We start from the raw sequence: 25260 nt of genomic DNA, 5'->3' as shown, positions 1-25260 counted from the left end.
TGGCTCGGAAAGTGCCCGGTATCTGTTCACTTCTGCGCCGACTGTCGGAATTGCCTTACGCCGCAAGCGAATTGGGCGACAGCGCGGACACCCGGTTCAGGAGGTCCGGTCCGTCGCCACCCCCTCTGCGCCGACCGGCACCGGCCACGCCCTGCCCCTCGCGCTCGCGCTCGCGCGACCGCTCTACGGGGGCGAAGGCCGGCGCGCCTGACGGGTCACACCTCGATCGTCGGCGAGAGCACGGCCAGCGTGCCGTTGGCCTGTCTCAACGCCAGTTCCAGCCTTCCGGGCGCGTGCAGGGAGCCCGTCCCGTCCGGCGGCACCAGCCACTCCACGAAGCGGGCGGCCCGGTACGGGGGAGGCACCGCCACCCATGAACCGCGGCTCGCTCGCCGCAGTCCGGCCCCGATCCACCGGCTGGCGGGATCGGGCGGCAGGAAGAAGCCCACCCGGTGCGCGGCGGTGTCGACCAGCGTCGGCCCCGGCGCGGGACAGGGGGCCTGCCACAGCAGGTCCAGAGCGAGCAGTCCCAGCCGGTCCGGTACGCTGAGCACGTCCCAGTAGCGGCCCGCCTCCAGCAGCGCCACCCCGTCGCCCTGGTCCCACTCCCGCTTGCACAGCCGAGGGTCCGTCGCGGCGGCGGAGAGCCACTCCACTCCGCGCATCCACATCGCATCGCTCATGTCGGCTCCGTGTGACGTCCCCGGTGGCCGCATGCCGACCGGGCATATGCATGCTGGTAGATATTTCTACGTGGCGGAAGGGGTGGCGAACCCTGGCGTTTCGGTGTGTTTCGTTCGAGGCCCGCGCCGCTGTTCGGCTCGGCTCACCGCCCGCCCCGGCGCACGACCGCACGGGCTCCCGGCTCCGCACGGAGCTGCCGCGCGCCCGTCCCGGCGGCGGCTGTCCGCGGCAGCCCGAAGGGCCCGGACGGTACGCACGATCGCGACAGCCGGGCCCTTCGTGTGCCTTCGCATGCCATTCCGTGCGCCGCCGCACGCGCCATTCCGTGCGCGGCTGTGCACGGAATTCCGCGCGCCGCCGCACGCGCCGCTCCGTGCGCTGCTGTGCACGCCCCTGCGGGTCCCTGGGCGGGCGTCCCGCCCGCGGGCTTGCGTCAGCTCGGCCCCGCGCTGCGCTGCGGCACCGGCACCGGCGGCTCGGCCTGACGCAGTTCGGCCAGCAACTCGTTCTGGCCCGCCAGGAGTTCGGTGAGGATGCGGCGGGCGGCGCGCAGCAGCTCGGCCACGTCACCGCCTGCCAGCGCGTAGCTGACCGTCGAGCCCTCCCGGATCGAGACGACGATCCCGGAGCGTCTCAACACGGCCAACTGCTGCGACAGGCTGGAGGGTTCGATCTCGATCTCGGTGAGCAGGTCCCGCACGGCGACGGGGCCGCCCTGCAGCAGTTCGAGGACCCGGATGCGCACCGGGTGCCCGAGCATGCGGAAGAACTCGGCCTTGGCCTGGTAGAGGGGAACCTGCATGGTCGATCGCTCGCTCCCTGCCGCGTTCGGTGCTTGATCCTCGCTGGCACGGCGGCCCGCCCCGCCGGCCGTACGCCGCCGCGCGCGAGTGCTTCGTCCCGATCCTGACGGCTGCCGGCTCCGCACACCCGTGTGATGCGCTGATCTGGATGTGTCGAGATGAAGAAATCTTCACATCCAGGGCGTGCGCAGTCCAGGACCGTCAGGTCCCCTACACCTCGAGTTCGGACTCGATCCGCTTCAGCTGGTGGCGGGCCATGGCCAGGTTGGACCGGCCGCGGTCCAGCACCAGGTAGATGAACAGCCCGCTGCCGGTCCGGCCCTTGAGCAGCCGGATCAGGTGGTACTGGGTCGCCAGCGTGATCAGGATGTCCTCGATCTCCCCCTTCAGGCCCAGGTGTTCCATGGTGCGGACCTTGGCGCGGATCACATCGGTGTTGCCGGCCGCGGCGACGTTCAGGTCGAGGTCCTTGCCGCCGCCGAGCGTGCCGAGTGCCATTCCGCTGGTGTAGTCCACGACGGCGACCCCCAGCGCCCCCTCCACCGCGGTCATCGTCTCTTTCATGGAGATCTCCACATTCGCCATGGCGCTGCTCCCGCCGGTTGCGCGGGCCCGGTCTTCCCCGGCCCCGCTGGTTCCCCGACCGTACGGAGCACGTCCCCCGGGAGGGTGACGTGCTCCGGGACTGGCGCAAGGAACTCTGGAACGCGGAGATCTGCGCTCCTTTTTGATCGTGCGGGTGCGAGATCTGAGCAGATCGCCGCTCCGTGGCCTAGCGGACGAGCGTCCAGTCCTGTGAGCCGTCCGTGAGCGCGTTCTCCAAGGTCAGCTGCGCGCCGGCGGACGCGCCGGTCAGGTACAGACTCGTGTTCCTGGCGGCCTGGAGCCGGTAGAACCCGTCGGCGGTCCTGACGAGGTTCCAGCTGCCGGTGGTGCTGTCGTCGACCCACTGGCCGATCTTCTGGCCCGCGGTGGCGTGGCCGGTCCAGACGGCCGCCGCGCGGCCGCCCGACTTGTTCAGCAGGGTCACTCCGCCGTTCGGCTCGGTCGTCACGTGCCAGTACTGGGTGCTCGCGACCGCCGCCGCGCCAAAGTCCTCCAGGACCACGTCGGGCACGTCCGCGTTGCCGAGGTTCGCGTCGTTGGTCCTGTTGCCGGTGCCGATCACCTGGCCGGTCCTGCGGTTCACCAGCCGGTAGTAGGCGCCGCGCGAGTCGCCGAGGTCGACCTCCGCGTAGGCGATCGTGGACGTGTCCTGGTTGTTGAGGATCGCGACGCGCCCGGTCGCGTCGACATACTGCAGGTTGCGGCTGTACCCGGCGCGCGAAGTGGTCTGATACTCCTTCCACACGCCGTCGCCGCGTCCGCTCTCGTCGACCCAGACGTCGCCGCTGCCGGCCGCGTTGTAGACCAGGCGCCCGTCGGGAAGCGCGATGACGACCGGGCTGCCGCCGGTCGCGAGGGGCCGGGAGCCCGCGACGACCGGCAGCGAGGTGACGGCCATGCCCGTGGCGGAGCCGCGGAAGAACGCCAGCGGGTCGTCCGCGAGCAGGTACCGGGTGTCGGCGCCTCCGCCCCAGTACTCGAAGGTGAGCAGCCACCGGCCGTCCGTCGTCCGCACGACGTTCGTCATGCCCGGCCTGCCGCCGCCGATCTCCTTCTTCCCGCCGCCCATGTCCTGGACCGAGCCGGCGACGTCGACGACCGGCGAGCTCCAGTCCCTGCTCTTCCCGTTCCAGGTCCTGTGCACGAGGATCTGGCCGTGCGAGTCCGCGGCGGTGTCGTCGGCGGGGTCCGGGGCCGGCACGCCGGTGACCGGGTCGAAGCCCGTGTAGTCGTGCTCGTCGGAGTAATAGCAGACGAGTTCGTCCTTGTAGACCATCAGGTACGGCTCCCAGAGGGGATCGACCTGCCTGCCGGTGTTGGCGGCGGCGACGTTCCGGCCGATCGCGCCCGCGCTGCCGCCCTGCCAGCCGCCGGTGGCGACGACGTTGACGACCTGCCAGGTCCTGCCGTCGTCGACGCTGGAGTACAGGGCGATGGCCAGATCCCTGCGGTCGCCGTCGTTGTCCGGCGTCCACCCGGGGTCGGCCGCCTTGTGCTCCTTGTAGTAGTAGTCGTCCCCCGACACCACGCTCGCCAGCAGCAGGGTGCCCTTCCTGAGCGCACCGACCTTCTTCGGAAGCACGTAGAGGTACGGGTTGGTCCAGTTGCTCGTGTACTTCGCGTAGCGGGGGTCCTCGGAAAGGTACGCCGGCGCCTTGACCTCCGACAGCGGCTGCCACGACGTGCCGTCGTCGTCGCTCTTGTAGACGGGCAGGGTCTGTCCGTCGGCGCTGCCCGTCGCGGGGACGACCGTGGACTTCTCGAACGACGCGACCAGCCGCCCGCTCGGCAGCTCCGCCGACTTCGGGTAGACGGCGCAGTTGCCCCGGCCCTTCAGACACGGTTCGCTGCCGAGCCGGTAGACGGTTCCGCCCGTCGGGTCGTACGCCTGCGCGCCGGTCATGGGGATCGCCAGCATGGCGGACGCCGCGACGGCGGTTCCCAGCGTGCGGCTCAGTGTTCGGCTGTGCACAGCCCCTCCTCGGGGGACGGCCACGCTGATGTCCGTGGCGGTGGGGGTCAGGCGACGAGGACGCGTACGTCCCAGGGGCCCAGGTCGAGTGCGCCGCCGGCGGGGACGGCGGCGCCGGTCAGCACGTCGGAGAGGTCCACCGGGGCGGCGACGCCCACCGGCTCCCCGTTCCAGTTGTGGACGACGTGCACACGGCGCCCGTCCGGGGCGGTCCCGGTCGTCACGGTGACCGAGGCGGGGAGATTCCGCCAGGAGTGCCGCGCCGCCGGCGCCAGCCACTGCGCCAGCGCGCGGGCGAGGTCGCGCCCGGGCGCGGTGCCCACGTACGTGACCCGGCCCGCGCCGTGGCGACGGGTGGTGACCGCGGGCCAGCGCCCGAAGTGCGGGTGGTCGTACGTGACGAGCACCTCGGCGTCGGTGACGGTCAGGCCGTCGGCCCAGCGGGTGGCCGTCGCGCCCTCCGGCACGTCGAGCGGACTCCCGGACGCCGACCGCACGGGTACCTCGACGGCGAGATTGCTGAACTCGTCGTAGTGCACGCCCGCGACCCCGCTCAGTCGGCCGGGCGCCGCCTCGTGCCGGGCCCGCGCCTCGTGGTCGGCGTAGCCGGTGCGCGGGCCGAGGACGAGATGGCCGCCGGCCTCGGCGTAGGCCGCGAACCAGTCGAGGGCCGAGTCGGCGGCGAGGTACAACGCCGGCACCACGAGCACGGGATGGCGGCGGACGGCTTCCTCCGGTGGGAGCCCCTCCCTTTCCCCGCGCGGATCGTGCAGCTGACGGGCGTGCACGATGCGCACCTGGCGGCCGGCGTCGAACGCGCCCCGGTAGAAGGGGTCGAAGAAGCGGTGGTAGGCGGCCGGGTCGGGTCCGCCTTCCGGCCCGGCCAGCGGCGGGTGCTTCTCCATCAGCCACTTGCTCGGCGTCGAGTACACCATCGTCAGGTCCGCGTCCGGTTCGAGCCCGGCGACCAGCTCCCCCGCCGTCTCGAACTCAGCTCCGAGCAGGGCGAGTTCGCGATAGACGCGACCCGGCCGGCCGGTGTGCGGGAGGACGCCGCCCCAGTAGGTCTCGGCGCCGAAGTGCAGGGTGTTCCAGTGCCAGTACTCGATCATGCGGGCCCCGCGTGCCACGAGCGCCCAGGCCGCCTGTCGCCACTGGCCGTCGTAGGCGGGCCGGTTGTCCCAGGGGAAGCCGATGGAGCCCGCGTTGGTCTCGGTGACCAGGAACGGCTGCTGGCGCGAGGAGAACATCCGGTCGGCGGTCTGGTACAGCGACCACACACCCGTCGTCTGCCACTGCTGCTCATGGCCGTCGGGCGTGGGGTCGGGCAGCAGCAGCGCGTCCTGCATGCCGTAGTACGGGTTGCCGGAGGCGATGTCGAGGCAGTCGGTCAGCTCGTCGTCCTCCACGGCGGGCCGGGTGTAGGAGATACACGTGGTGACGAACTGCTCGGGCCCGGCGTACTCGCGGACGATGTCGGCCTGCCAGCCGATGAACTCCGTGACCTGACGGGCCTGGAACGCACGCCAGGCCACGTCGTACTGCGGCTGCGCGTTGCCGTCCGGCGTCCACAGGTCGGCCCAGGTCGACAGCCGGTGCGACCAGTACACCAGCCCCCATGCGCGGTTGAGGGTCTCGACGTCGCCGTACCGCTCGCGCAAGTGATCCACGAAGCGCTGGAAGACGCCGTGGTTGTGCAGGAGTTCGTTGCCGGGTTCGTTGTCCACCTGGAAGCCGATCACCGCCGGGTGGCCGGCGTACCGGGCGATGATCCTGCGGATGATCCGCTCGGCGTGGAAGCGGAAGGCGGGGTGGGTGAAGTCGACCTCCTGCCGGGCGCCCCAGCCGATGCGCTCACCGGTGCGCCGCTCGCCCGCGATCTCGGGGTACTGACGGGCCAGCCAGGGCGGCACGGCGTACGTCGGCGTCCCGAGGACGACGGAGATGCCCCGCTCGTGCGCCCCGTCGAGGACCGGCTGGAGCCAGTCGAGGTCGAAGCGCCCGTTCTCCGGCTCCCAGGTGGACCACACCGACTCGCCGACCCGGATGACCGTGACCCGCGCGTCGGCCATGAGGTCGAGGTCGGTCCCGAGCCGGTCGTCGGGCTGTTCGGCGCCGTAGGGGGGCCGGTACTCGTGGTAGTACGCGGCGCCGAAGAGGACGCGGGCAGGCAGAGCCGCCATGAGGAAAACCTCCGGAGGAGCGTGGTGGTAGCGGGGGGAACGAGGAGGCGCGAGGGGCGCGGGGTCACTGCTTGACGCCGCCGGCCGCCAGGCCGCTCTGCCAGTACCGCTGGAGCAGCAGGAACGCCACGACGAGGGGCACGATCGAGAGGAGGGAGCCGGTCACGACCAGGGCGAGCATGTCGCTGCTGGCGCCCGCCCCGCCGTTCTGCGCCTGCGCGGCCCAGGAGGACAGGCCGACGGTGACGGGGTACAGATCCGGGTCGTTCAGCATGATCAGCGGCAGGAAGTAGTTGTTCCAGGTCGCCACCAGGGTGAACAGCAGGACCGTCACCAGGCCGGGCGCCAGCAGCCGCAGGGCGATCCGGAAGAAGATCCGGGCCTCGCCGGCCCCGTCGATGCGGGCGGCCTCCAGGACGCTGTCCGGGACGGCGTCCTGCGCGTAGACGCGCATCAGGTAGAGGCCGAAGGGGTTGACCAGGGAGGGCAGGATGACCGCCCAAGGGGTGTTGACCAGGCCCGCCTCGGCGAAGAGGAGATAGGTCGGGATCGCCAGCGCGGTGGTCGGGACCATGACGGCGCCGAGTACCAGGTTGAAGGCGGTCCGGTCGCCGCGGAAGCGGAACTTCGCGAAGCCGTAACCGCCGGCCGCCGCTAGCAGGGCGGCCCCGACCGCGCTGACACCCGCGTACACGACCGTGTTGAGCAGCCAGTGCACGTAGACGCCGTCGTCCTGGGCGAAGGTCTCCCGGACGTTGGTCAGCAGTTGCGGGGCGTGCGAGAACCACAGGCCGAAGCTGTCGAACAGGTCCTGGGTGCTCTTGGTCGAGGCGATGAGCAGCCAGAACAGGGGGAGGAGGAAGTACGCCAAGGCGGCCAGCATGGCGATCGTCAGCGGGGTGCTGCGGCGCCGGGAGGCCGGGCCGCGCCGTGGCGGAGCGGCGGAGGGCGGCTCCGCCGTCGGCACGGCCCTCGTGGCCGTGGGGGTCGTGGCCGTCACGGGGTCCTCCTGCGGTTCGCGGTGAGCAGGACGGCGTAGGAGGCGATCACGATGACGAGGCCGAGGAGGAAGGAGACCGTGGCCGCGTAGTTGACCTGCTGTCCGGTGAAGGCGAGCGTGTAGGCGTAGAGGTTGGCGGTGTAGGAACTGCTGATCACGTCCGGGGCGATGGCCATCAGCAGCTTCGGCTCGTTGAACAGCTGGAAGCTGCCGATCACCGAGAACAGCAGGGTGAGCATCAGCGCCGGTCGCAGGGCCGGCAGTTTGACCGACCAGGCGGTGCGCCAGGCGCCGGCCCCGTCCACCGCGGCCGCCTCGTACAGCTCTCCGGGGACGGTGCGCAGAGCGGCGTACAGGATGATCATGTTGTAGCCGACGAACTCCCAGGTCACGATGTTCGCAAGGCTGCCGAGCATCCAGCCGTCGCCGAGGAAGTCCGGGACGGGCACGCTCAGGTGCCGACTGAGCTGGGCGAAGGGTCCGAAGTCCGGGCCGTACAGATAGCCCCACATGAGCGTCGCGACCACGCTGGGAACGGCGTACGGGACGAAGATGCCGAGCCGGATCACCCGGGCGAGCCGGAGCAGTCCGCTGTCGAGAGCCAGGGCGAACGCCAGAGCCAGCAGCAGCATCACGGGCACCTGGATCACGAAGAACAGCGCGACGCGTCCGATGCCGTGCAGGAACTGCGGATCACTCAGGGCCTGCACGTAGTTGTCGAGCCCGACGAAGGCCGTGCCGCCGATGAGCCGTTCCTGGAACAGGCTGAGATAGGCGGCGTAGCCGAGCGGAGCGAGGAAGAGCAGCAGGAACAGCACCATGAACGGCGCGACGAACAGGGGTCCCGCAGCCCGGCGACGGTGTGTGGCGGCCATGTCAGCTCCCCTTGACGGTGAAGCCCTGGCCCTTGGCGTACGTGGTGAGCCGTGACTGCCAGTCGCCGAGGGCCCCGACCGTGTCGCCCTTGTCGGCGAGGGACTTGCCCACCGTCTCGGTCCAGTCGGTCGCCGCCTGGTCGAGGAACGGGGGCCACTGGAAGGAGGAGTTGACCGTGGAGCTGACGTCGGCGAAGACCTGGTTGACCTTCTGTCCGCCGTAGAACGCGGGGGCGTCCGAGACGAACGAGGCGTCCGTGAGCAGGGCCTTGGTCGCCGGGAAGAAGAACTGTTCGGTGGCGAACATCTTGGCGCCGGCCGGGTCGCTGTTGAGGAACTGCGCGAACAGCGCGGCGGCGACAGGGTTCTTGGTGCCGCGGACGACGGCGGTGGTCGAGCCGCCCCAGTTGCCCGAGCTGGGCCTGGCGGCGTCCCACTGCGGCAGCGGGGCGGCCCGCCACTTGCCCGCGGTGGCCTTGGCGGAGCCGGAGAGGAAGACCGGGCCCCAGGCCGCGGTGATCCAGGTGGCGTACTTGCCCCGGTTGAGGGCCGCGTACCAGGAGTCGGTGAAGTCGGGCTCGACTCCGATGACGCCTTCCTTCGCGAGGCCGCCCCAGTAGGCGCCGAGCTTCTTGGACACGGCGTCGTCGACGCTGATGGCGATGTCGCCCCTGCCGGAGGTGGCATACGGCTTCGCGCCCGCCTGCCAGAGCAAACCGTGCCAGGCGGCGACCTGGTTGGCCGCGAGGTTGGTGAGATAGACGTCCGGGTCGGCCTGGTGCAGCTTGCGCGCCGCCGCGGCGAACTCGTCCCACGTCGTGGGCACGTCGATGCCGTGCGCGTCGAAGATGTCCCGCCGGTACAGCATGCCCATCGGGCCGGTGTCCTGCGGGATCGCCCACACCTCGCCGTCGCCGCCGCTGACCTGGGCCCAAGTCCAGTCCACGAAGGCCGGCTTCAGCGCGGACGCGCCGTAAGGACGCAGATCCAGCAGGCTGTCGGTGATGGTGAAGGTCGGAATGGCCTGGTACTCGATCTGCACCATGTCAGGGGCGCCGCTGCCGGCCTTCAGCGCGGTGCGCAGCTTGGTGTACTGCGGGGTGCCCTGGCCCGCGTTGACGACCTTGACCTTGATCGCCGGGTACCGCTTCTCGAAGAGCGCGACCTCCTTGTCGATGTTCGGGACCCAGGTCCAGAACGTCAGCTCGGTCGGCGTCTTCATCGCCTTGTCGGTGTCGGCCCGGCTGACCGGCTCGGCGGACGCCGGGGAGCCGCCGGAGCCCCCGCCGCAGGCGGTGAGGGCGGCGCCGAGCGACAGCGCGCCCGTCGTGGTGAGGAACAGGCGCCGGCTCATCGAGGAGCGGCCGGACAAGGACGTGAAGGCGTTCTGGGGCATGGTGGACTCCCGCCGAGGCGATGGTCACGGCACGCCTGACGGGCGTGCGGGGGACATGGTGGAGGAAGGCGTGAACGCGAGGACCGGGACTGGACCGCCGATGCGGTCGAGGCGGTGAAGGGGGTTGCGGGGTCGGAGACCCGGCTCAGGGACCGCCGAGGCCGGCGGCGGCCCGGTGCGGCTCCGGCGAGAGGAGGGCGACCAGGGGCGTGGACGGTGCGGCTCTTCGTCCCGGGGGCATGTGCGCGGCCATGAGAGCGGCCGGCCGGTCGTGCTGGTCAGTGCGGTGTCGAGCGGCCTCCGTTCGCGTGCGGCGGAGTGTGCGCGGCGTTGCCGGACCGCGGTGCGGCGGGCCGTCCGCGAGCCGGGGTCGTCCGGTTCGACGGGGGCGCGGTCGAGGCGCGGACGACGAGGTCGACCGGTGGGTCGCTCGCCGGCAAGGGGGTCGCGTCCGGGTTCTCGATGGCGTGCACGAGGCGCTTGAGGCCCTCCTGCGCCACGGCGTCGAACCGCTGCGGCACCGTGGTCAGCGGAGGAGTCACATAGGCGGCGACCGGAACGTCGTCGAAGCCGACGACGCTGACGTCGTGCGGCACCCGACGTCCGGCCTCCGCCAGCGCGCGGATGAGACCGATCGCCATGTCGTCGTTGGCGGCGAACACCGCGGTCACGTCGCCGTCCGCGGCCAGCTCGCGGCCGGCCGCGTAACCGGACGCGGCCGACCAGTCGCCCTCGACGACCGACGGCACGTCCCGGCCGTGGGCGGTCAGCGCCGCCCGCCAGCCGTCCAGCCGGTCCCGGGCGGCGTACCAGGCCTGCGGGCCCGCGAGGTGATGAACCGTCGCATGGCCCAGGCCCAGCAGGTGTTCGGTGGCGACGCGGGCCATGAGGTCGGCTCCGTCGCCCGCCGTCAGCACGGTGGGCGCGGCGACGGGCGACGGGGCGCCGAGGACCAGGACGGGGACGTCGACGCGCAGGGCGACGTCTCCGCCGGCCGCCTGCTCGTCGATCGGTTCGGAGATGACGATGCCGTCCACGCCCTGGTCCAGGAGCGAGTCCACGGCGCCCGCGATGCCCGCGGGATCGCCTTCCACCGTGTTGACCACCCGCAGCGCGTATCCCGTGTCCCGCACGACCCGCTCGACGCCCATGAGCAGGGAGGCGGGACCGTACAGGGCCGTGCCGAGGGTGACCACGCCGATCGAGCGGGTGCGCCCGGAGGCCAGGGCCCGGGCGGCGTTGTTGCGCCGGTAACCGAGCTCTTCGGCGGCTTCGAGGACGCGTCGCCGCACATCGGCGGAGACGTACTGCTCGTCGTTGAAGACCCGCGACACCGTCTTCTGCGAGACGCCGGCCAGACGGGCCACGTCCACGCTGCGCGGCGCGGGGGAGTGCCCGCCCCGCCCTGTTCCTCGCGTCATGGTGTCTCCCGGTAGCCGCGCGTCCCCACGATGGTGCCAGACGTCCGTGCCGGACGTCCGTGTCAGGCCTCCTCCGCATGACTGCGCACGTCGTTCGAATGACTGCGCAGTCATGTCTGCGCTGACATGTCTACGCAGTCATAAGACGGTCGTCAAGAGGTGTGACCGCATCCGTCGCATTCGACGGGCGGGGCGCCGGCCGCTCGCGGGGTCAGCTCTTCGGCAGCCACTTCTCCAGGGCGTCGATGAGACGCTTCAGCGCCGGCGCGTCCGCGGTGCGGTCCGTCGTGACCGTGCGCCCGTGGAACTGGAGCGTGTACCGGAACTTGTCCGCGGCTCCCCCGTCCAGCGAGAACGCGGGGACGTCGGCGAGCGCCGGGTCCGCGAGCAGGGCGCGCAGCCTCGTGAACTGGGCCGTGGTCGTGCGGTGTGCTCCGGAGGCGCCCCGGTCGGTGGTGCGGACGGTGCCGTCGCCCCGCAGGATCACTTCGCGGTTCACCCCCGCGAACCCCCCGCTGATCGTCATCGTCACCAGATTCCGGCCCTGCCCGGTGACGGACGCCGAGGGGCTCGCGCCCGCCGGATCCGAGGCGCTGGGGGAGGCGGCTGCGGGTGAGGACGGGGAGGCCGAGGCGGACGTCGGCGGGGGGTCGGAGACCGTCACGCCGACGGTGGTCTCGTCCGTCGGCTGCGCCGCCTTCCCGTCGTCCCCGGCGGAGCAGCCGGCCAGCGCCAGCGCAACCGCCGCCGCCCACACCATCGCCGAGCCCCGAGTGAGCACCTCGTCCTCCCTGAGTGTCGTGTGCCTCTGAGTACCCGTCACAGGGCGCTGGCATGCCCCCGGTTCCGGGGTCGGAGTCCTGTCGCCCGTGCCGAGGCCGACGCGGCGGCCCGGGCCCGGACCGGGTGACGGCGGCGTCGCTTGCGGCCGGACCGGGGGAGCGGGCAGGGTTGCGTGCCGTGGCCACCTTGCTGATCGTTCATCACACCCCCTCGCCCCACTGCCAGGCCCTTTTCGAAGCGGTCGTCTCGGGCGCGACCGCGCCGGAGATCGAGGGCGTCCGCGTCGAGCGCCGCGCGGCCCTCGCCGCGACCGCCTCCGACGTCCTGGCCGCCGACGCCTGTCTGCTGGGCACCCCGGCCAACCTCGGCTACATGTCCGGCGCGCTCAAGCACTTCTTCGACCAGATCTACTACCCGTGCCTCGACGCCACCCGCGGCCGGCCCTTCGGCTACTACGTGCACGGCGGCAACGACGTCACGGGGGCGGTGCGCTCCATCGAGACCGTCACCACGGGCCTGGGCTGGCGGCGCGCGGCCGAGCCGGTCACCGTCACCGGGGAACCGGGCAGCGGCGACCTGGAGGCCTGCTGGGAACTGGGAGCGACCGTCGCGGCCGGGCTCATGGACTGACCCGATGGGCTCATGGACCGACCCGAGCCGGAGGGCGGGCGCCGGTGGGCGTCGGTGAGCGCCCCGTCCGGGAGGACGGGATCAGTTCCAGAGCGAATACGTCACGACCCGCCCGACGTGCGCCGGCCTGTCCTTCGGGTAGAAGAGCGTGATCCGGCTGTAGTGCTGCACGTGGGGGCGCTTCTTCCAGGGCTGCGGGCGGTCCAGCTTCACCACGACGGCGTACTGGTGGAAGCGGCCGGCCGCGCAGTACGGAACGCAGTCGTTGACGACGTTGACCCCCCGGCCACGCGCCGAGCGCGCACCCCAGCTGTTCCAGTGCAGCGACACGAGACGGCTGTTGCCGTCGCCGCAGGCCAGGATGAAGCGGCTGGGTCGCACCTGGGCGTGTCCGAAGCAGTCGACCAGGACCGGCGGCCGGGTCTGCCGTACCGCGGCCGGGCGCTGCGCGGGCGGCGACGAGGCCGGCGCGGCCGCGGCCGAGCCGACGGTCGCCGTGAGGCCCAGCGCCGCACAGATCGTGACCGCCGTTCGCGTCATCTGTCGCATCTGTCGCATGTCCGCTCCCACCCGTCCGGACAGTGGCGCGCCGTTGTGCCGCGTCCCGCCGGGATCCTCTACCGACGCTACGACCACGAGCGGAAGGCGACCACTCGAACGGACGGGTCGCGGTGCGCGCCGGCGCCCGTGACCGTCGGCCACACCCGCGCCACGCAGGGTCTCCGCGCTGACCCGCCACACGGCCGACCGGCCTCCCCGCGCCGGCGGCCGACACCGGCGGGGGCCCCGCGGCTGAAAACGTGCGCCGAGCAGGCGGAATCCGCAGCAGCTCATGGTCATTTCCAGCCGATGTCTTGGCAGTCCCATGACAAAAGTGGGCACCGAGTGCCACCCTGCTGCGGAAGTTCACCATTCCTTCACACCCGCATCATGCGGCGCACCGGCCAGCCACCCCCCACCTCCTTCCACCCGCCTGTCGTGCAGCGCTCCGGACCGGCCTCATCCCGCCGGTCTGTCCCACCCGGCCCCTCACGGGCCGACCGTCGCACAGAAGGAGAACCCGTTGTCCCGGCGACCCAGCCCCACCCTCCGGCGCAGACGCGCCACCGCCCTCGCGTTGACGGCCATCGGCACCCTGCTGGCCATGGGCGCCCCCACGGGCGCCGCCACCGCGGCCCCCGCGGATTCCGGCCCCTCGCGGATCACCGCCACACCGCGCGCCGGCGCCGCCGCGAAACCCCTGTCGCCCGCCCGCCGCGCCTCGCTGATCAAGGCGGCGCAGACCGCCGCCGGCGCCACGGCCCAGCGGCTCGCCCTCGGCACGCAGGAGAAACTGCTCGTGAAGGACGTCGTCCAGGACGCGGACGGCACTACCCACACCCGCTACGAGCGCACCTATGCCGGACTTCCGGTGCTCGGCGGCGACCTGGTCGTCCACGCCGCCGGGGGCCGGACCACCGTGTCCCGGGCCACCGGCGCCACCCTCGAGGTGCCCTCCCTCACCCCGAAGCTCGCGGCGTCGAGCGCCACCGGCAAGGCGCTGGCCGCCGCCAAGGGCGCCGACGTCACCGGCGCCGCGACCGAGCGCGCGCCGCGTCTGGTCATATGGGCCGCGGCGGGCAAGCCCGTCCTGGCCTGGGAGACCGTCGTCCACGGCGTCCAGGACGACGGCACGCCCAGCGAGCTCCAGGTGGTCACCGACGCGACCACGGGCAAGCCGATCCTCGCCGCCGAGAAGGTCCACACCGGCACCGGCACCGGCCAGTACGTCGGCACGGTTCCCGTCGGCAGCACCCAGTCGGGGTCGACGTACCAGCTCACCGACCCCGACCGCGCCGGTCACAAGACCTACGACCTGAACCAGGGCACCTCGGGCACCGGGACCCTCTTCACGGACGACAACGATGTCTGGGGCAACGGTCTGCCCGCGAACCGCCAGACGGCCGGCGTCGACGTGGCCTTCGGCGCCGCGGCGACCTGGGACTACTACAAGGAGGAGTTCGGCCGCAACGGCATCCGCAACGACGGGGTCGCCGCCTACAGCCGAGCCCACTACGGCAACAACTACGTCAACGCCTTCTGGCAGGACAGCTGCTTCTGCATGACCTACGGCGACGGCTCGGGCAACACGCACCCGCTGACCGCCCTCGACGTCGCGGCCCACGAGATGAGCCACGGAGTCACCGCCGCCACCGCCAACCTGAACTACTCCGGCGAGTCCGGCGGCCTCAACGAGGCGACCTCCGACATCTTCGCCGCCGCCGTCGAGTTCCACGCGCACCTCGCCGCCGACCCCGGCGACTACCTCGTCGGCGAGAAGATCGACATCAACGGCGACGGCACCCCCCTGCGCTACATGGACAAGCCCTCCAGGGACGGCTCCTCGCGCGACAGCTGGAGCTCCTCCCTGGGCGGCCTCGACGTCCACTACTCCTCGGGCCCCGCGAACCACTTCTTCTATCTGCTCTCCGAGGGCAGCGGCGCCAAGACCGTGAACGGCGTCGCCTACGACAGCCCCACCTCCGACGGCCGTCCCGTCACCGGCGTCGGCATCGAGAACGCCGCCGCCATCTGGTACCGGGCGCTGACGACGTACATGACCTCGTCGACCGACTACGCCGGCGCGCGCACCGCGACCCTCCAGGCGACGAGCGACCTGTTCGGGGCGTACAGCCCCACCTACCTCGCCGTCGCCGACGCGTGGGCCGCCATCAACGTCGGCAACCGCATAGCCCTCGGCGTCAACCTCGCCCCGATCGCCGACCAGACCAGCGGCATCGGCCAGGCGGTGAGCCTCCAGGTGGACGCGTACACCACCAACTCCGGGGCGGGCCTGACCTATGAGGCGACCGGACTGCCCGACGGACTGAGCATCAGCCCGAGCGGACTGATCTCCGGAACGCCGACGTCGCTCGGCGACAGCGACGTCTCCGTCAAGGTGACCGACGCCACCGGCGCGTCCGTCACGGACACCTTCGCCTGGCGGATCGCGTACATCTACGCCAACGGCACCCGCGTCGACATCCCGGACAACGGGGCCGCCGTGGAGTCCCCCGTCACCATCACGGGCCGCGACGGCAACGCCTCCGCCACCACCTCCGTCTACGTCAACATCGTCCACACCTACCGCGGTGACCTGACCGTCGACCTCGTCGGTCCGAACGGCACCGTCTACTCCCTGCTCAACCGCAGCGGCGGCTCCGCCGACAACGTCGACCAGACCTTCACCGTCGACGCCTCCGCACAGCCCCTCGACGGGACCTGGAAACTGCGCGTCCAGGACCGCGCGTCGATCGACGTCGGCTACATCCAGCGCTGGCAGCTCACCCCCTGACCGACACGGACCACGCCGCCGCCCGGGTCTTCCGAGGACCCGGGCGGCGGTGCGTGTCGGGGCCTGGCCCGGACACCGGCCGACTCGTGGCCGAGCCGCGTTTGTTAGGCTCCCAGGGCCTCCCGCGGGGGAAGTCCGGTGAGAGTCCGGCGCTGACCCGCAACGGTGTGCGCGACGCCCTGACGGCCCGTCGCGTGAGCCCGATCGCCTGTGGTGGGCATGCGACCCGTTCGACTGCTCGCCGCGGACTGCGAGAGGGGGACCGCGCGGCCGCGGGGCCACACGGACTGTCTCGACGTTCTTCCGGCAGCCCCGGAAGAAGGACCGCCCCCGACCGTGCGCCCACGACCGACGACGAGCCGCAGCCGCGTCCCGCTCACCCCCCTGGCCGCCGCCCTGGCCCTCCTGCTGGGCGCGTCCCTGGTGTGCGGTGTCACGCTCGGCGCGGCCGGCCTCGGACAGGCCGAGGCGCTGCGGCTGCTATGGGCGGGACTGACCGGCGGCACGGTCGCGGCCCCGGACGCCGCCGCGTACACGATCGTCTGGGAGATCAGGCTCCCGCGCGTGGTGCTGGGCGCCGTGGTCGGCGCGGGCCTGGCCTCGGTCGGCGTGGCGGTGCAGGCGATGGTCCGCAACGCGCTCGCCGATCCGTTCGTCCTCGGCATCTCCTCGGGCGCGGCGGTCGGCGCCAACGCCGTCATCCTGCTCGGCGCGTTCGCGGGTCTGGGCGTGTGGGCGCTGTCGGTGTCCGCGTTCGGATCGGCGCTCGCGGCGATGGCCCTGGTGTACGCCGTGGCCCGCTCCCCGCGCGGACTCACGCCGTTGCGACTCGTGCTCACCGGGACGGCGCTCGCCTACGGCTTCGAGGCCGTGACCACCGTGATGGTGTTCGGCGCGGCCCGCGGCGAGGCGGCGCGCTCGGCCATGATGTGGCTGCTCGGCAGCCTCGGCGGGGCGACCTGGGCCCAGGTGCCGATCGCCGCCGTCACGGTCGTCGCCGGATGGGCGTGGCTGCGCCGGCGCGCGGAGGCGCTCAACGCACTCGCCATGGGCGACGAGACGTCCGCCGCGCTCGGCGTCCGGCCCGCGCGGCTGCGGCGGGAGTTGTTCCTCGTCACCGCCGCCGTGACGGGAACGGTCGTGGCGGTCAGCGGGGCCATCGGGTTCGTCGGGCTGATGGTGCCCCATCTGGTGCGGATGACGGTCGGCGCCGACCATCGCCGGGTGCTCGTCCTGGCGCCCGTGGCCGGCGCGGTCCTGCTGGTGTGGGCGGACCTGCTCTCCCGACTCCTGCTCGCACCCGCCGAGTTGCCCGTCGGTGTGATCACCGCCGTGGTCGGCGTGCCGGTCTTCCTGTTGCTGATGCGGCGTGGCGCGCACCCGCTCGCAGGCTCCTGACCATGTCCCGCTCCGGAGGAAACCATGCGTCTTGACCTCGACGGCGTCACGGTCGAGGCGGCCGGCGACCGCCTCGTCGACGACGTCCGACTCACCGTCCCCGACGGCGCGTTCGTGGGACTCGTCGGTCCCAACGGCAGCGGCAAGTCGACACTCCTGCGCTGCGTGTACCGCGCCCTGCGTCCCGACGCGGGCGCGGTGCTCCTCGACGGGGACCACGTGCACACCATGCCGCCCCGGGCCGTGGCCCGGGTGCTGGCGGCCCTGCCGCAGGAGTCGTCCGCCGAGTTCGACTTCACCGTGACCGAGGTGGTGGCCATGGGACGCCTGCCCCATCGTGACCGCACCGCACGCTCCGACCGGGAGATCTGCGCGCGGGCCATGACCGCGACCGGTGTCGCCCACCTCGCCGACCGCGGCTTCCTGTCCCTGTCCGGAGGCGAGAAGCAACGGGTGCTCATCGCCCGCGCACTGGCCCAGCAGCCCAAGGTGCTCGTGCTGGACGAACCCACCAACCACCTCGACATCGCGCACCAGTTGGAAGTCCTCTCGCTGGTGCGCGCGAGCGGTCTCGGCGTGCTCGCCGCCCTGCACGACCTCAACCTCGCCGCCGCCCACTGCGACCTGCTCCATGTGATCGCCGGCGGCCGGATCGTCGCCACCGGCACTCCTCACGACGTGCTGCGGCCCGAGTTGCTCGCCGAGGTGTTCGGCGTCCACGCGCATCCCGTACGGCATCCCGTCACCGGGGCCGTACAGCTCCTCTTCGACCTTCTCCCGACCGCCCTGTGAGGAACCCCGTGCCCGCTCTGCGCCCCTTCGCCGCCGCCGTCGCCCTCGCTCTGACCGTCACCGGCTGCGGCGCCTCGGTCGAGTCGACGGCGACGGACGCCTCCCAGCCCGTCACCCTCACCAACTGCGGCCGGACGGTGACCTACGACAAGGTGCCCGAACGCGTCGTCACCAACGACGTGGGCATCACCGAGCTGATGTTCGCCCTCGGGCTGGAGGACCGCATGGCCGGGTTCGCCATGCCGGACGACAAGGGGGATCTGACCGGCGTCCCCTGGAAGGACGGCTACGACAAGGTGAAGTGGCTGTCGAAGGACCAGCTCACCAAGGAGAACGTCCTCGACGCCCGGGCCGACCTCGTCTTCGCCGGCTGGAACTACGGATTCCGGGAGGACGGCGGTTTCACCCCCGAAGCCCTGGACAAGCTCGGCATTCCCTCGTACATCCTCACCGAGTCCTGCCGCAACGGCCGCACGGACAGCTCACGCGGCATCGTGCCGCCCCTGGACGCCCTGTACACCGATCTCGCCAACCTCGGCGTGCTCTTCGGCGTCGAGCGGCGCGCGGCGAAGCTCATCGCCGACTTCAGGCGGCAGACGGCCGAGGTCAGGGCGAAGATCCCGGCCGGCGCCGAGCGGCCCGGGGTCTTCCTCTACGACAGCGGACAGGACCAGCCCTTCACCTCCGGCCGTTTCGCCGCGCCCGACCAGATCATCAGCGAGGCGGGGGGCGTCAACGTCATGCACGACGTGCGGGACTCCTGGACCACCGTCGGCTGGGAGAGCGTGGTCGCGCGCGACCCGGACGTCATCGTGATCTGCGACTACGGGGACGTGAGCGCTCGGCGGAAGAGGGACTTCCTGCTCGCCTACGCCCCGCTGCGGAACGTGTCGGCGGTGAAGAACCGCCGCGTCTTCGTCCTCGACTACGTCGACCTCGTGGAGAGCCCCCGCAACCCGTCGGCCGTCGCCCGCCTCGGCGCGTATCTGCGAACGGTCGGGCGCTAGCTTCGGGCCGGTCGCGTCCCGCTGTCGGTGGACATCCCCGTAAGTCAGCGGGCATTGAGCGAGTGTCAGGTCCATCATGCCTGATCGGAGGCGGTTTTCGGTAGGACGCAGCGCACGTCCGTTCGACCTTGTGGCAGCTTGTGCCCCGCGTCAGACTCATCGTCATCCACTCTCCGGCCACCGTGTCGGCAACCGTTCTCGGCTGTCGGCGCGCTCGCCGTGCTGTCTCGCCGTGTGACGTGCACCGGCCGGGGGGTGGGCCGCGACGAAGGGGATCGATGGATCAGGACATGGTTGTGCTGGCGAGGGTCAGACTGCTGAGTGCCAACCGGCGGGTGGTGCGCGGCGCCGAGGGGCTGTGGATCTACCGCCTTCTGACACAGGTCGAGCCGGAGGCCTACGGGTCGAAGCTGGCGTACGTCCTGGTGGAGGCGAGCGCGTCGCCCTTGGTCCGGGACATGCCGGAGCGGCGGTTGGCCCTGCTGGACGAGGCCGTGGAAGTGGCGAAGGCCCTCGGCGCATCGAATGTCTACCGGACGAAGGTGCTGGCGAGGGCCCTGGCTGCCCGGCAGCGGGAACGGGAGAGTCGCCCCCCGGAGCCGCTCGCGTCCCAGGAGCGGGAGCCTCGGGCGGCCGTTCGGTAAGGGGGTCCGCCGGCTCGCGCCCGGGCGGGTCGGCGGGACGGACGGCGGGTCTCACGTGCGCCGGGGCGCGGGAACGGCGCCGGCCACGAGCTGCGCCAGGGGCGTCCCGCACGCCCACAGCCGCAGCCGAGGACCGTCGATCAGATACGTGTGGCCCTCTCGTGCCGCCCACACCTCGTCCCGGTGCGTGAACGTGCCCCGGTGCACGACCAGTCGCAGCGGCGGACCGTTGCGCCCCCGTGACCGCGGCCGCGCCCGGCAGGAGCAGGCCTCCTCGTCGGGCAGCGGTTCGGCCACGGGACGGAACGCCACGTCGAGCAGCCGCCCCCGGTCGTCGCGGGCGGCGAGGTGGAGGGCGTCGTGCCGAGCGGGCGACGACACCCGCCAGCCGTCCCGCCGGAGCATCCTGGCGACGGCGAGCACCAGGGCGGGCATGTCCAGCTCCGCCAACTCCTGCGCCGTGTAGTGCCCGGCCCGCAGCCGGGCGGGCCTACGGGAGCGACGGCGCAGGACGGCGCCCACGACCGCGAGCGGCGCCAGGGCCAGCGCACCGGCGGGCCAGCCGAACGCACGGCAGACCAGGGCCAGTCCCGCCAGACCCGCGCCGGAAAGCGCGAGCAGCGCGGCCAGGGCGGGCAGCACCTCGCGCAGCCGGGGGCCGTAGCGGCCCGACGCACGCAGCTCACGCACGGTCCGACGGCGGCGCGCGCACGCCGACTCACCGGCCCGCGCCCGTTCCCGTCCACGTGCCATCAGGGTCGGCCCCCCACCCCCACACACAACGACGTGTACGGGGTGGATACCCGGCTCGCCGGGGGATTGCGCCCGAAAGTCCCTTTTCCGCCACGTCTTGGCCGAAGAGTGTCCAGTCGTCCGCCGCCGTCCAGTCGTCCGCCGTCCGCCGTCCGCCGTCCGCCGTCCCTCCGGCCCCTGGGCGACGGGCCGTTGTCAGTGGTGGGTGACAAACTGCCGGTCATGGACGAGGTTGAGTTCTTGCGGGGCCGGGTCTACGGAGCCGACCACGAGGACGCGGGCCCCCGCCCGGAGCGGGTGTATGCGCATCTGGTGGGCGGCCCGCTGGACGGGCTGCTGCTCGACGTCACGGACCTCTCGCAACGGGAGCTGCGCGAGGTGGCGCTGACCACGGAGATAGGCCGCTACGGGCCGGGCGGCCGCGCCCTGTACGCGCTGCGGGAAAGTGACGGCAGCCGTCTCGACTGGCGGGGCGACGCCCCGGGCGTCCCGTGAGGCGAGCGCCGATGCCGGGATCCCCTCACCGGAACGATGTCTTCCATCGCGCGTGGATGATCAAATGTGCGAATGTCGACAGGATCCACCTCGGCCCCGCTCGCGACCGTCGCACCGACGACCCGTCACGGCTGGCACAAGCTCCTCATCGCGCTCTTCCTGCTCGGGCGCGTGACGCGCGTCCCCGCCGCGGTCGACGCCCCCACGGGAGCCACCCCGTCCGGCTGGTGGCTCGTCGTGTGGGAGGTGCTCGCTCTGGTGGTGGCCGCCTTCGCCGTGAGCGAGTGGGAGATCCTCGCGGCGTCGTCCTGGCGCATGTCCGTGTCGCAGTGGATCTGGCTGGTCCTCTTCCATGTCGGTCTCGTCGGGTTCCTGGGCTCGATCCTGTTCCAGCTGCTCCGGTAGAACTGCTCCGGTAGAGCCGCTCCGCTCCGGCCGCTCCGGCGGGGGCGGGGGTGGCGGGGGTGGCCGGAATGACGGCGGATCATTCGTTCGATCGTACGAACATGGCTTCGGTGGGGTTACTTCCATGCCCTGCGCTTGATAGGAAACTTTCCTGTCAGTCGCACACAGGCACATCCCACCCCCCACTCCTCACCTGGAGCCACCGTGGTGCACGTATCCCGACCGGCCGACGGCCCCGCGCCGGCCTCCCGCCGCCTCTTCCTCGCCCTCGCCGGCGCCGTGGCGGCCGCCCCCCTCCTCGGCGCCCCGCAGGCGGCGGCGGCCCCCGCCGCGAAGGGCCTCGACGACCCGGCGAAGAAGGAGATCGCCATGAAGCTGGTGTCGAGCGCGGAGAACTCCTCGCTCGACTGGAAGGCCCAGTACAAGTACATCGAGGACATCGGCGACGGACGCGGCTACACCGCCGGCATCATCGGCTTCTGCTCCGGCACCGGCGACATGCTCGACCTCGTGGAGCTGTACACCGACCGCAAGCCCGGCAACGTCCTCGCCAAGTACCTGCCCGCCCTGCGAGCGGTCGACGGCAGCGACTCGCACGCGGGCCTCGACCCGAACTACCCGAAGGACTGGCGCAAGGCCGCCCAGGACGGCGCGTTCCAGCAGGCCCAGAACGACGAACGCGACCGGGTCTACTTCGACCCGGCGGTCCGCCAGGGCAAGACCGACGGTCTGCGCGCCCTGGGCCAGTTCGCCTACTACGACGCCATCGTCATGCACGGCGACGGCAGCGACCCCACCAGCTTCCGCAACATCCGCAAGCGTGCTCTCGCCAAGGCGAAGCCGCCGGCGCAGGGCGGCGACGAGACGGCGTACCTGAACGCCTTCCTCGACGCCCGGGTCTGGGCCATGAAGCAGGAGGAGGCGCACAGCGACACCAGCCGCGTCGACACCGCCCAGCGTGTCTTCCTGCGCAAGGGCAACCTCGACCTCGAACCGCCGCTGGACTGGAAGGTGTACGGCGACAGCTACCACCTCGGCTGACGGCGAGCGGCGCCGGAACCACCTCCGTGCCCCGGTCCGGCCGCCGCCCCGGCCGCCGCGCACCCGCTGCGCCGGCCGGCCGGGGCGGCGGATGCGCGGCGGCCGGGGACGACCGCGTGAGTGAGGCCGCTGGGGCGTAGGTGGTGGGTTAGCGGGTAGCCGCGCGGATATGAACGGGGTAGCAACGAAGGCGGTCCGGATGGCACCTGTCCCGCCCGATCAGGGCTTCTCCTCGCCCGAGGGGATCCCGGCCGAGACGACGGTGGCCCTGGACGGCAAGGACGGCTGCATCGCCCGGGCGCGGCAGCTGACGGGCGAGTTCCTCACCCGCGTCCAGCGCCGGGAGGGCCTGACCGTGTCCGCCCGGGCCATGGATCTCTCCCAGCTCGTGGTGAGCGAGCTGGTGACCAACGCCCTCAGATACGCGCCGGGGCCGGTCCTGCTGCAGTTGCGCATCGCCGGGGCCGCCGTGGAGATCGCCGTGTGGGACAGCGACCCGGTGCTGCCCACCCCGCACGCGCCGGACCCGACGCGGGTCGGCCAGCACGGCCTGGAGATCGTCAGAGCCGTGGCCGAGGGCTTCGCCGTGACGCGGGAGCCGATCGGCAAGCGCATCGTCGCCCGCCTGGGCCTGGCCGAGGGACGATGAACGCGACCCGCCGGCCGCCTAACCGGTGAGGGTGGCCTTCGGGCGGACCACGCAGAACTCGTTGCCCTCCGGGTCGGTGAGGACCGTCCACGACTCCTCGCCGCTCTGACCGACGTCGGCCCGGCGGGCGCCGAGCGCGAGAAGGCGCTCGATCTCGCTCTCCCGGTCCTGTGCGCCGCAGGTCAGGTCGAGGTGCAGCCGGTTCTTGACCGCCTTGCGGTCCGTCACCGGCATGAAGCAGATGCCCACGGGCGCGGACTCGTCCGGTCCGATCACGACCTCCCTCTCCCGCTCGGAGAGGATCCGCCAGCCCAGCGCCCCGGCCCAGAAACGGGCCAGTCCGGGCAGATCGTGCGCGTCGATGACGATGTGATGGAGGGAGACCGGCATGCAGCCCAGTGTGCCCCGGCACGACCGGGGCGGCGTCACTCCCGGAGAGGAAAGGCGTCGACGACGCTGAAGCCCGTCCTGCCGAGGACGAGCACCCCGTCGGACAGCGGCGTGCAGCGCACGCCCCCTTTTCCGCGCAAGGCGCGCTGCGCGCCGGGCCCGACGGTGACGTCCATCCAGGCACACGGGCGTGCCGGGCGGTTCACCGCGAAGGCCACCGGGCCCGCCGGACCGTCGAGCACGATCGTCGACCCCACGCAGGAGTCGATGTCGACACCGCGCAGCAGGATGTTGCGGCGGGTGTGGCGCAGACCGACGGCCGGGTCGATGTGCCGTGGCAGGTGCTCCGCGGCCATCAAGGTCACCGAGGCGTCCTTGTGGGCCGGGTGGCCGTAGTACCGGTCGCCGACCAGCCCGAGGCCGCGACGCACCTGCACGGCCTGCGTCGACTCGTCCTGCGGGCCGTCCGCCGGACCGTCCGCCGGGCGCCCCGCGAGCCGGTGCGACGCCGAGACCAGCAGCTCCACGATCTCGACCTCGGTCATGGACGCACTCTAGTCCCGGCGCCGGTTTCACCGGTTGACTCGTGTCAGGGCCGCAGGGCGAGCGTGGAGCAGTTGGACGTGGCGGGCTCGCCGTCGAGCCGGTCGGCCAGCCACGAGATCGCCTCGCCCTGGTCCACGAGCAGCGGCGTGACGTGGTTGATCAGCGACCGGCCCGCACCGGGCAGGATCACCGGCTTGTACGTGACGTCGGCGCCCTTGGCACACCAGGCGACGGCCAGGGCCCGCGCCTGCGCGTGCGGCACCAGGTCGTCGGCGGTGCCGGTGGCCACCCGCACCGGCGAGGCCGGCTCGCGGGTCCCGATGCGCTGGTCGGCCAGGAACGCCTTGAGCGCCGGTTCCGAGGCGACGACGTCGCTGATGGACCGCCCGTCCGTGGTCCAGGCCGTGCTGCGGGCCGAGTTGTAGGCGAGCAGGGCGTCGCCCACGCACATCGTCGACAGGTCCTTGAGGGCGGCCCGGCCGGCCGCGTTGAGGTGGGCTTCGGCGATGGGCTTGAGGGCGGGGTCGGACTCCAGGAAGCCGTTCACCGACCAGCCGAGCGCACCGGCCAGGTCGCTGCCGTCGATGGCCTTGGTGACGGCGACCAGGTCGGCGGGCGGGGCCCCGGCGTAGGTGCCGGCGAGCACGACGTCGGGAGCGTAGGAGGGCTGCAGTTCGGCGGCGGCCGCGGTGGCCCCGCCGCCCTGGCTGTAGCCGAACAGCGCCACCCGGGACCCGGCGGTGAGCGAGGTGCCGTCCAGGGCGCGGGCCGCGCGGACGGCGTCCAGGACGGCATGGGCCTCGTCGACCCGGTTGACGTAGGTGTGCAGCCGGTCCGTCGAGCCGAGGCCCGTGTAGTCGGTGACCACGACGGCGACGCCCCGGGCGAGGAGACGGTAGACGGCCAGGTCCTCGTAACCGACGGCCAGGGTCTGTCCGTTGATCACGAGCGGGTGTTCGAGGCCGAGGGAGGCGGCGCACTGATCGCCCTGCCCCATCGTGCCGGGCGCCACGGCGACCAGCGGTCGCGGCCCTCTGCCCCTCCAGCGGGCCGACGGTTCGATGTAGGCGCCGGTGACCGCCATGGGCCGGCCGGCGGAGTCGGTGGACTTGTACATCAGGCGGGTCGCGGTGCCGGGCAGCGGCCCGTCGACGCCCGGCAGGCTCAACGCGAGGGCCAGCGGTTCGGAGCGCACCAGGGCGCCGTCGGCCGTGGGCAGCGAGGCGGGCGGGTTGTAGAACGTGGGGATGGTGACGCCGCGCGACACCACGGCGTCCGACGTGAGCGACGCGTGGGCGGGTACGGCGGTGACGCCGAGGCAGGCGGCAGCGGTGACGGCTGCGGCCAGCAGGCGGGTGGGGGCGGGCATGGCGGACCTCCGGGAAGGGGAGGGCCGAGCCTTCGTCTGCGGCTCGGGCGGCGGACGGCCCGGTGGGGTGCGGGCCGTGACGAC

At 72.3% G+C, this 25260-nt stretch carries 25 protein-coding genes; 10 read left to right on the top strand and 15 right to left on the bottom strand.

What is annotated here, in order from left to right; genetic code table 11:
* Positions 1–215 precede the first annotated feature (215 nt).
* The 10 genes from Sri02f_RS25350 to Sri02f_RS25305 form a co-directional block, all read right to left on the bottom strand.
* Positions 216–683 (bottom strand): hypothetical protein, encoded by a 468-nt coding sequence (locus Sri02f_RS25350; protein ID WP_109003605.1) that lies wholly within the window; start codon positions 681–683, stop codon positions 216–218.
* Between the two features lie 434 nt (positions 684–1117).
* Entirely contained in the window at positions 1118–1486 is a 369-nt protein-coding gene (locus tag Sri02f_RS25345; RefSeq protein WP_109003604.1) for an ArsR/SmtB family transcription factor, read from the bottom strand.
* Positions 1487–1697: 211 nt separating this feature from the next.
* Positions 1698–2072 carry a hypothetical protein gene (locus tag Sri02f_RS25340; protein ID WP_109003603.1) on the bottom strand — a complete coding sequence of 125 codons (375 nt, stop codon included), beginning with the start codon at positions 2070–2072 and terminating at the stop codon, positions 1698–1700.
* A gap of 187 nt (positions 2073–2259) precedes the next feature.
* Positions 2260–3996, bottom strand: coding sequence for an RICIN domain-containing protein (locus Sri02f_RS25335; RefSeq protein ID WP_373865125.1), 1737 nt, complete (start codon positions 3994–3996; stop codon positions 2260–2262).
* Between the two features lie 116 nt (positions 3997–4112).
* A complete protein-coding gene (locus tag Sri02f_RS25330; RefSeq protein ID WP_109003602.1) occupies positions 4113–6248 on the bottom strand; it encodes a beta-galactosidase in 2136 nt (711 codons plus the stop codon).
* Positions 6249–6312: 64 nt separating this feature from the next.
* Positions 6313–7248 carry a carbohydrate ABC transporter permease gene (locus Sri02f_RS25325; protein ID WP_109003601.1) on the bottom strand — a complete coding sequence of 312 codons (936 nt, stop codon included), beginning with the start codon at positions 7246–7248 and terminating at the stop codon, positions 6313–6315.
* Complete coding sequence (locus Sri02f_RS25320) at positions 7245–8123, bottom strand: carbohydrate ABC transporter permease (protein ID WP_109003600.1); 879 nt, start codon at positions 8121–8123, stop codon at positions 7245–7247. The genes Sri02f_RS25325 and Sri02f_RS25320 overlap by 4 nt, the downstream gene beginning before the upstream one ends.
* A gap of 1 nt (position 8124) precedes the next feature.
* Complete coding sequence (locus Sri02f_RS25315) at positions 8125–9519, bottom strand: ABC transporter substrate-binding protein (protein WP_109003599.1); 1395 nt, start codon at positions 9517–9519, stop codon at positions 8125–8127.
* 278 nt (positions 9520–9797) lie between these two features.
* Positions 9798–10940: a LacI family DNA-binding transcriptional regulator gene (locus tag Sri02f_RS25310; protein ID WP_109003598.1), complete on the bottom strand. Its 1143-nt coding sequence runs from the start codon at positions 10938–10940 to the stop codon at positions 9798–9800.
* Between the two features lie 211 nt (positions 10941–11151).
* A complete protein-coding gene (locus Sri02f_RS25305; protein WP_245970788.1) occupies positions 11152–11721 on the bottom strand; it encodes a hypothetical protein in 570 nt (189 codons plus the stop codon).
* A gap of 179 nt (positions 11722–11900) precedes the next feature.
* Between Sri02f_RS25305 and Sri02f_RS25300 the strand changes: the two genes are divergently transcribed.
* The gene (locus Sri02f_RS25300; protein ID WP_109003596.1) at positions 11901–12353 is read left to right on the top strand and encodes a flavodoxin family protein; all 453 of its coding nucleotides are present in this window, start codon (positions 11901–11903) and stop codon (positions 12351–12353) included.
* Positions 12354–12434: 81 nt separating this feature from the next.
* On the opposite strand, the gene Sri02f_RS25295 is transcribed toward Sri02f_RS25300, so the two are convergent.
* Positions 12435–12902 carry a hypothetical protein gene (locus tag Sri02f_RS25295; protein WP_109003595.1) on the bottom strand — a complete coding sequence of 156 codons (468 nt, stop codon included), beginning with the start codon at positions 12900–12902 and terminating at the stop codon, positions 12435–12437.
* Between the two features lie 514 nt (positions 12903–13416).
* Between Sri02f_RS25295 and Sri02f_RS25290 the strand changes: the two genes are divergently transcribed.
* From Sri02f_RS25290 to Sri02f_RS25270, 5 genes are all read left to right on the top strand, one after another.
* Positions 13417–15687, top strand: a complete 2271-nt coding sequence (locus Sri02f_RS25290) for a M4 family metallopeptidase (RefSeq protein ID WP_245970787.1) — start codon at positions 13417–13419, stop codon at positions 15685–15687.
* A 405-nt stretch (positions 15688–16092) separates the two neighbouring features.
* The gene (locus Sri02f_RS25285; RefSeq protein ID WP_373865124.1) at positions 16093–17085 is read left to right on the top strand and encodes a FecCD family ABC transporter permease; all 993 of its coding nucleotides are present in this window, start codon (positions 16093–16095) and stop codon (positions 17083–17085) included.
* 24 nt (positions 17086–17109) lie between these two features.
* The gene (locus Sri02f_RS25280; protein WP_109003594.1) at positions 17110–17877 is read left to right on the top strand and encodes an ABC transporter ATP-binding protein; all 768 of its coding nucleotides are present in this window, start codon (positions 17110–17112) and stop codon (positions 17875–17877) included.
* 8 nt (positions 17878–17885) lie between these two features.
* A complete protein-coding gene (locus Sri02f_RS25275; RefSeq protein WP_174855704.1) occupies positions 17886–18884 on the top strand; it encodes an ABC transporter substrate-binding protein in 999 nt (332 codons plus the stop codon).
* 290 nt (positions 18885–19174) lie between these two features.
* Positions 19175–19528 (top strand): hypothetical protein, encoded by a 354-nt coding sequence (locus Sri02f_RS25270; RefSeq protein ID WP_245970786.1) that lies wholly within the window; start codon positions 19175–19177, stop codon positions 19526–19528.
* Between the two features lie 51 nt (positions 19529–19579).
* Here Sri02f_RS25270 and Sri02f_RS25265 read toward each other — a convergent pair whose 3' ends face one another.
* Entirely contained in the window at positions 19580–20218 is a 639-nt protein-coding gene (locus tag Sri02f_RS25265) for a hypothetical protein (RefSeq protein ID WP_109003592.1), read from the bottom strand.
* Between the two features lie 285 nt (positions 20219–20503).
* Here Sri02f_RS25265 and Sri02f_RS25260 point away from each other — a divergent pair, with 285 nt between their 5' ends.
* From Sri02f_RS25260 to Sri02f_RS25245, 4 genes are all read left to right on the top strand, one after another.
* Complete coding sequence (locus tag Sri02f_RS25260) at positions 20504–20776, top strand: hypothetical protein (protein WP_109003644.1); 273 nt, start codon at positions 20504–20506, stop codon at positions 20774–20776.
* 72 nt (positions 20777–20848) lie between these two features.
* Entirely contained in the window at positions 20849–21181 is a 333-nt protein-coding gene (locus Sri02f_RS25255; RefSeq protein WP_109003591.1) for a hypothetical protein, read from the top strand.
* 204 nt (positions 21182–21385) lie between these two features.
* The gene (locus tag Sri02f_RS25250; RefSeq protein ID WP_109003590.1) at positions 21386–22222 is read left to right on the top strand and encodes a chitosanase; all 837 of its coding nucleotides are present in this window, start codon (positions 21386–21388) and stop codon (positions 22220–22222) included.
* A 199-nt stretch (positions 22223–22421) separates the two neighbouring features.
* Positions 22422–22871 (top strand): ATP-binding protein, encoded by a 450-nt coding sequence (locus tag Sri02f_RS25245; RefSeq protein ID WP_245970785.1) that lies wholly within the window; start codon positions 22422–22424, stop codon positions 22869–22871.
* Between the two features lie 18 nt (positions 22872–22889).
* Here the strand turns inward: Sri02f_RS25245 and Sri02f_RS25240 are convergent, their stop codons facing one another.
* Genes Sri02f_RS25240 through Sri02f_RS25230 form a run of 3 tightly spaced genes read right to left on the bottom strand, consistent with a single transcriptional unit; the run spans position 22890 to position 25176 of the window.
* Entirely contained in the window at positions 22890–23261 is a 372-nt protein-coding gene (locus Sri02f_RS25240; protein ID WP_109003588.1) for a VOC family protein, read from the bottom strand.
* A 35-nt stretch (positions 23262–23296) separates the two neighbouring features.
* Positions 23297–23806 (bottom strand): molybdenum cofactor biosysynthesis protein, encoded by a 510-nt coding sequence (locus tag Sri02f_RS25235; protein ID WP_109003587.1) that lies wholly within the window; start codon positions 23804–23806, stop codon positions 23297–23299.
* Between the two features lie 44 nt (positions 23807–23850).
* Positions 23851–25176 carry an alpha/beta fold hydrolase gene (locus tag Sri02f_RS25230; RefSeq protein ID WP_109003586.1) on the bottom strand — a complete coding sequence of 442 codons (1326 nt, stop codon included), beginning with the start codon at positions 25174–25176 and terminating at the stop codon, positions 23851–23853.
* Positions 25177–25260: the final 84 nt, after the last annotated feature.

Origin of the sequence: Streptomyces rishiriensis (genome assembly GCF_003112535.1) — a bacterium.
GTDB lineage: Bacteria > Actinomycetota > Actinomycetes > Streptomycetales > Streptomycetaceae > Streptomyces > Streptomyces rishiriensis.
This window is presented reverse-complemented; position numbering and strand designations above follow the sequence as displayed.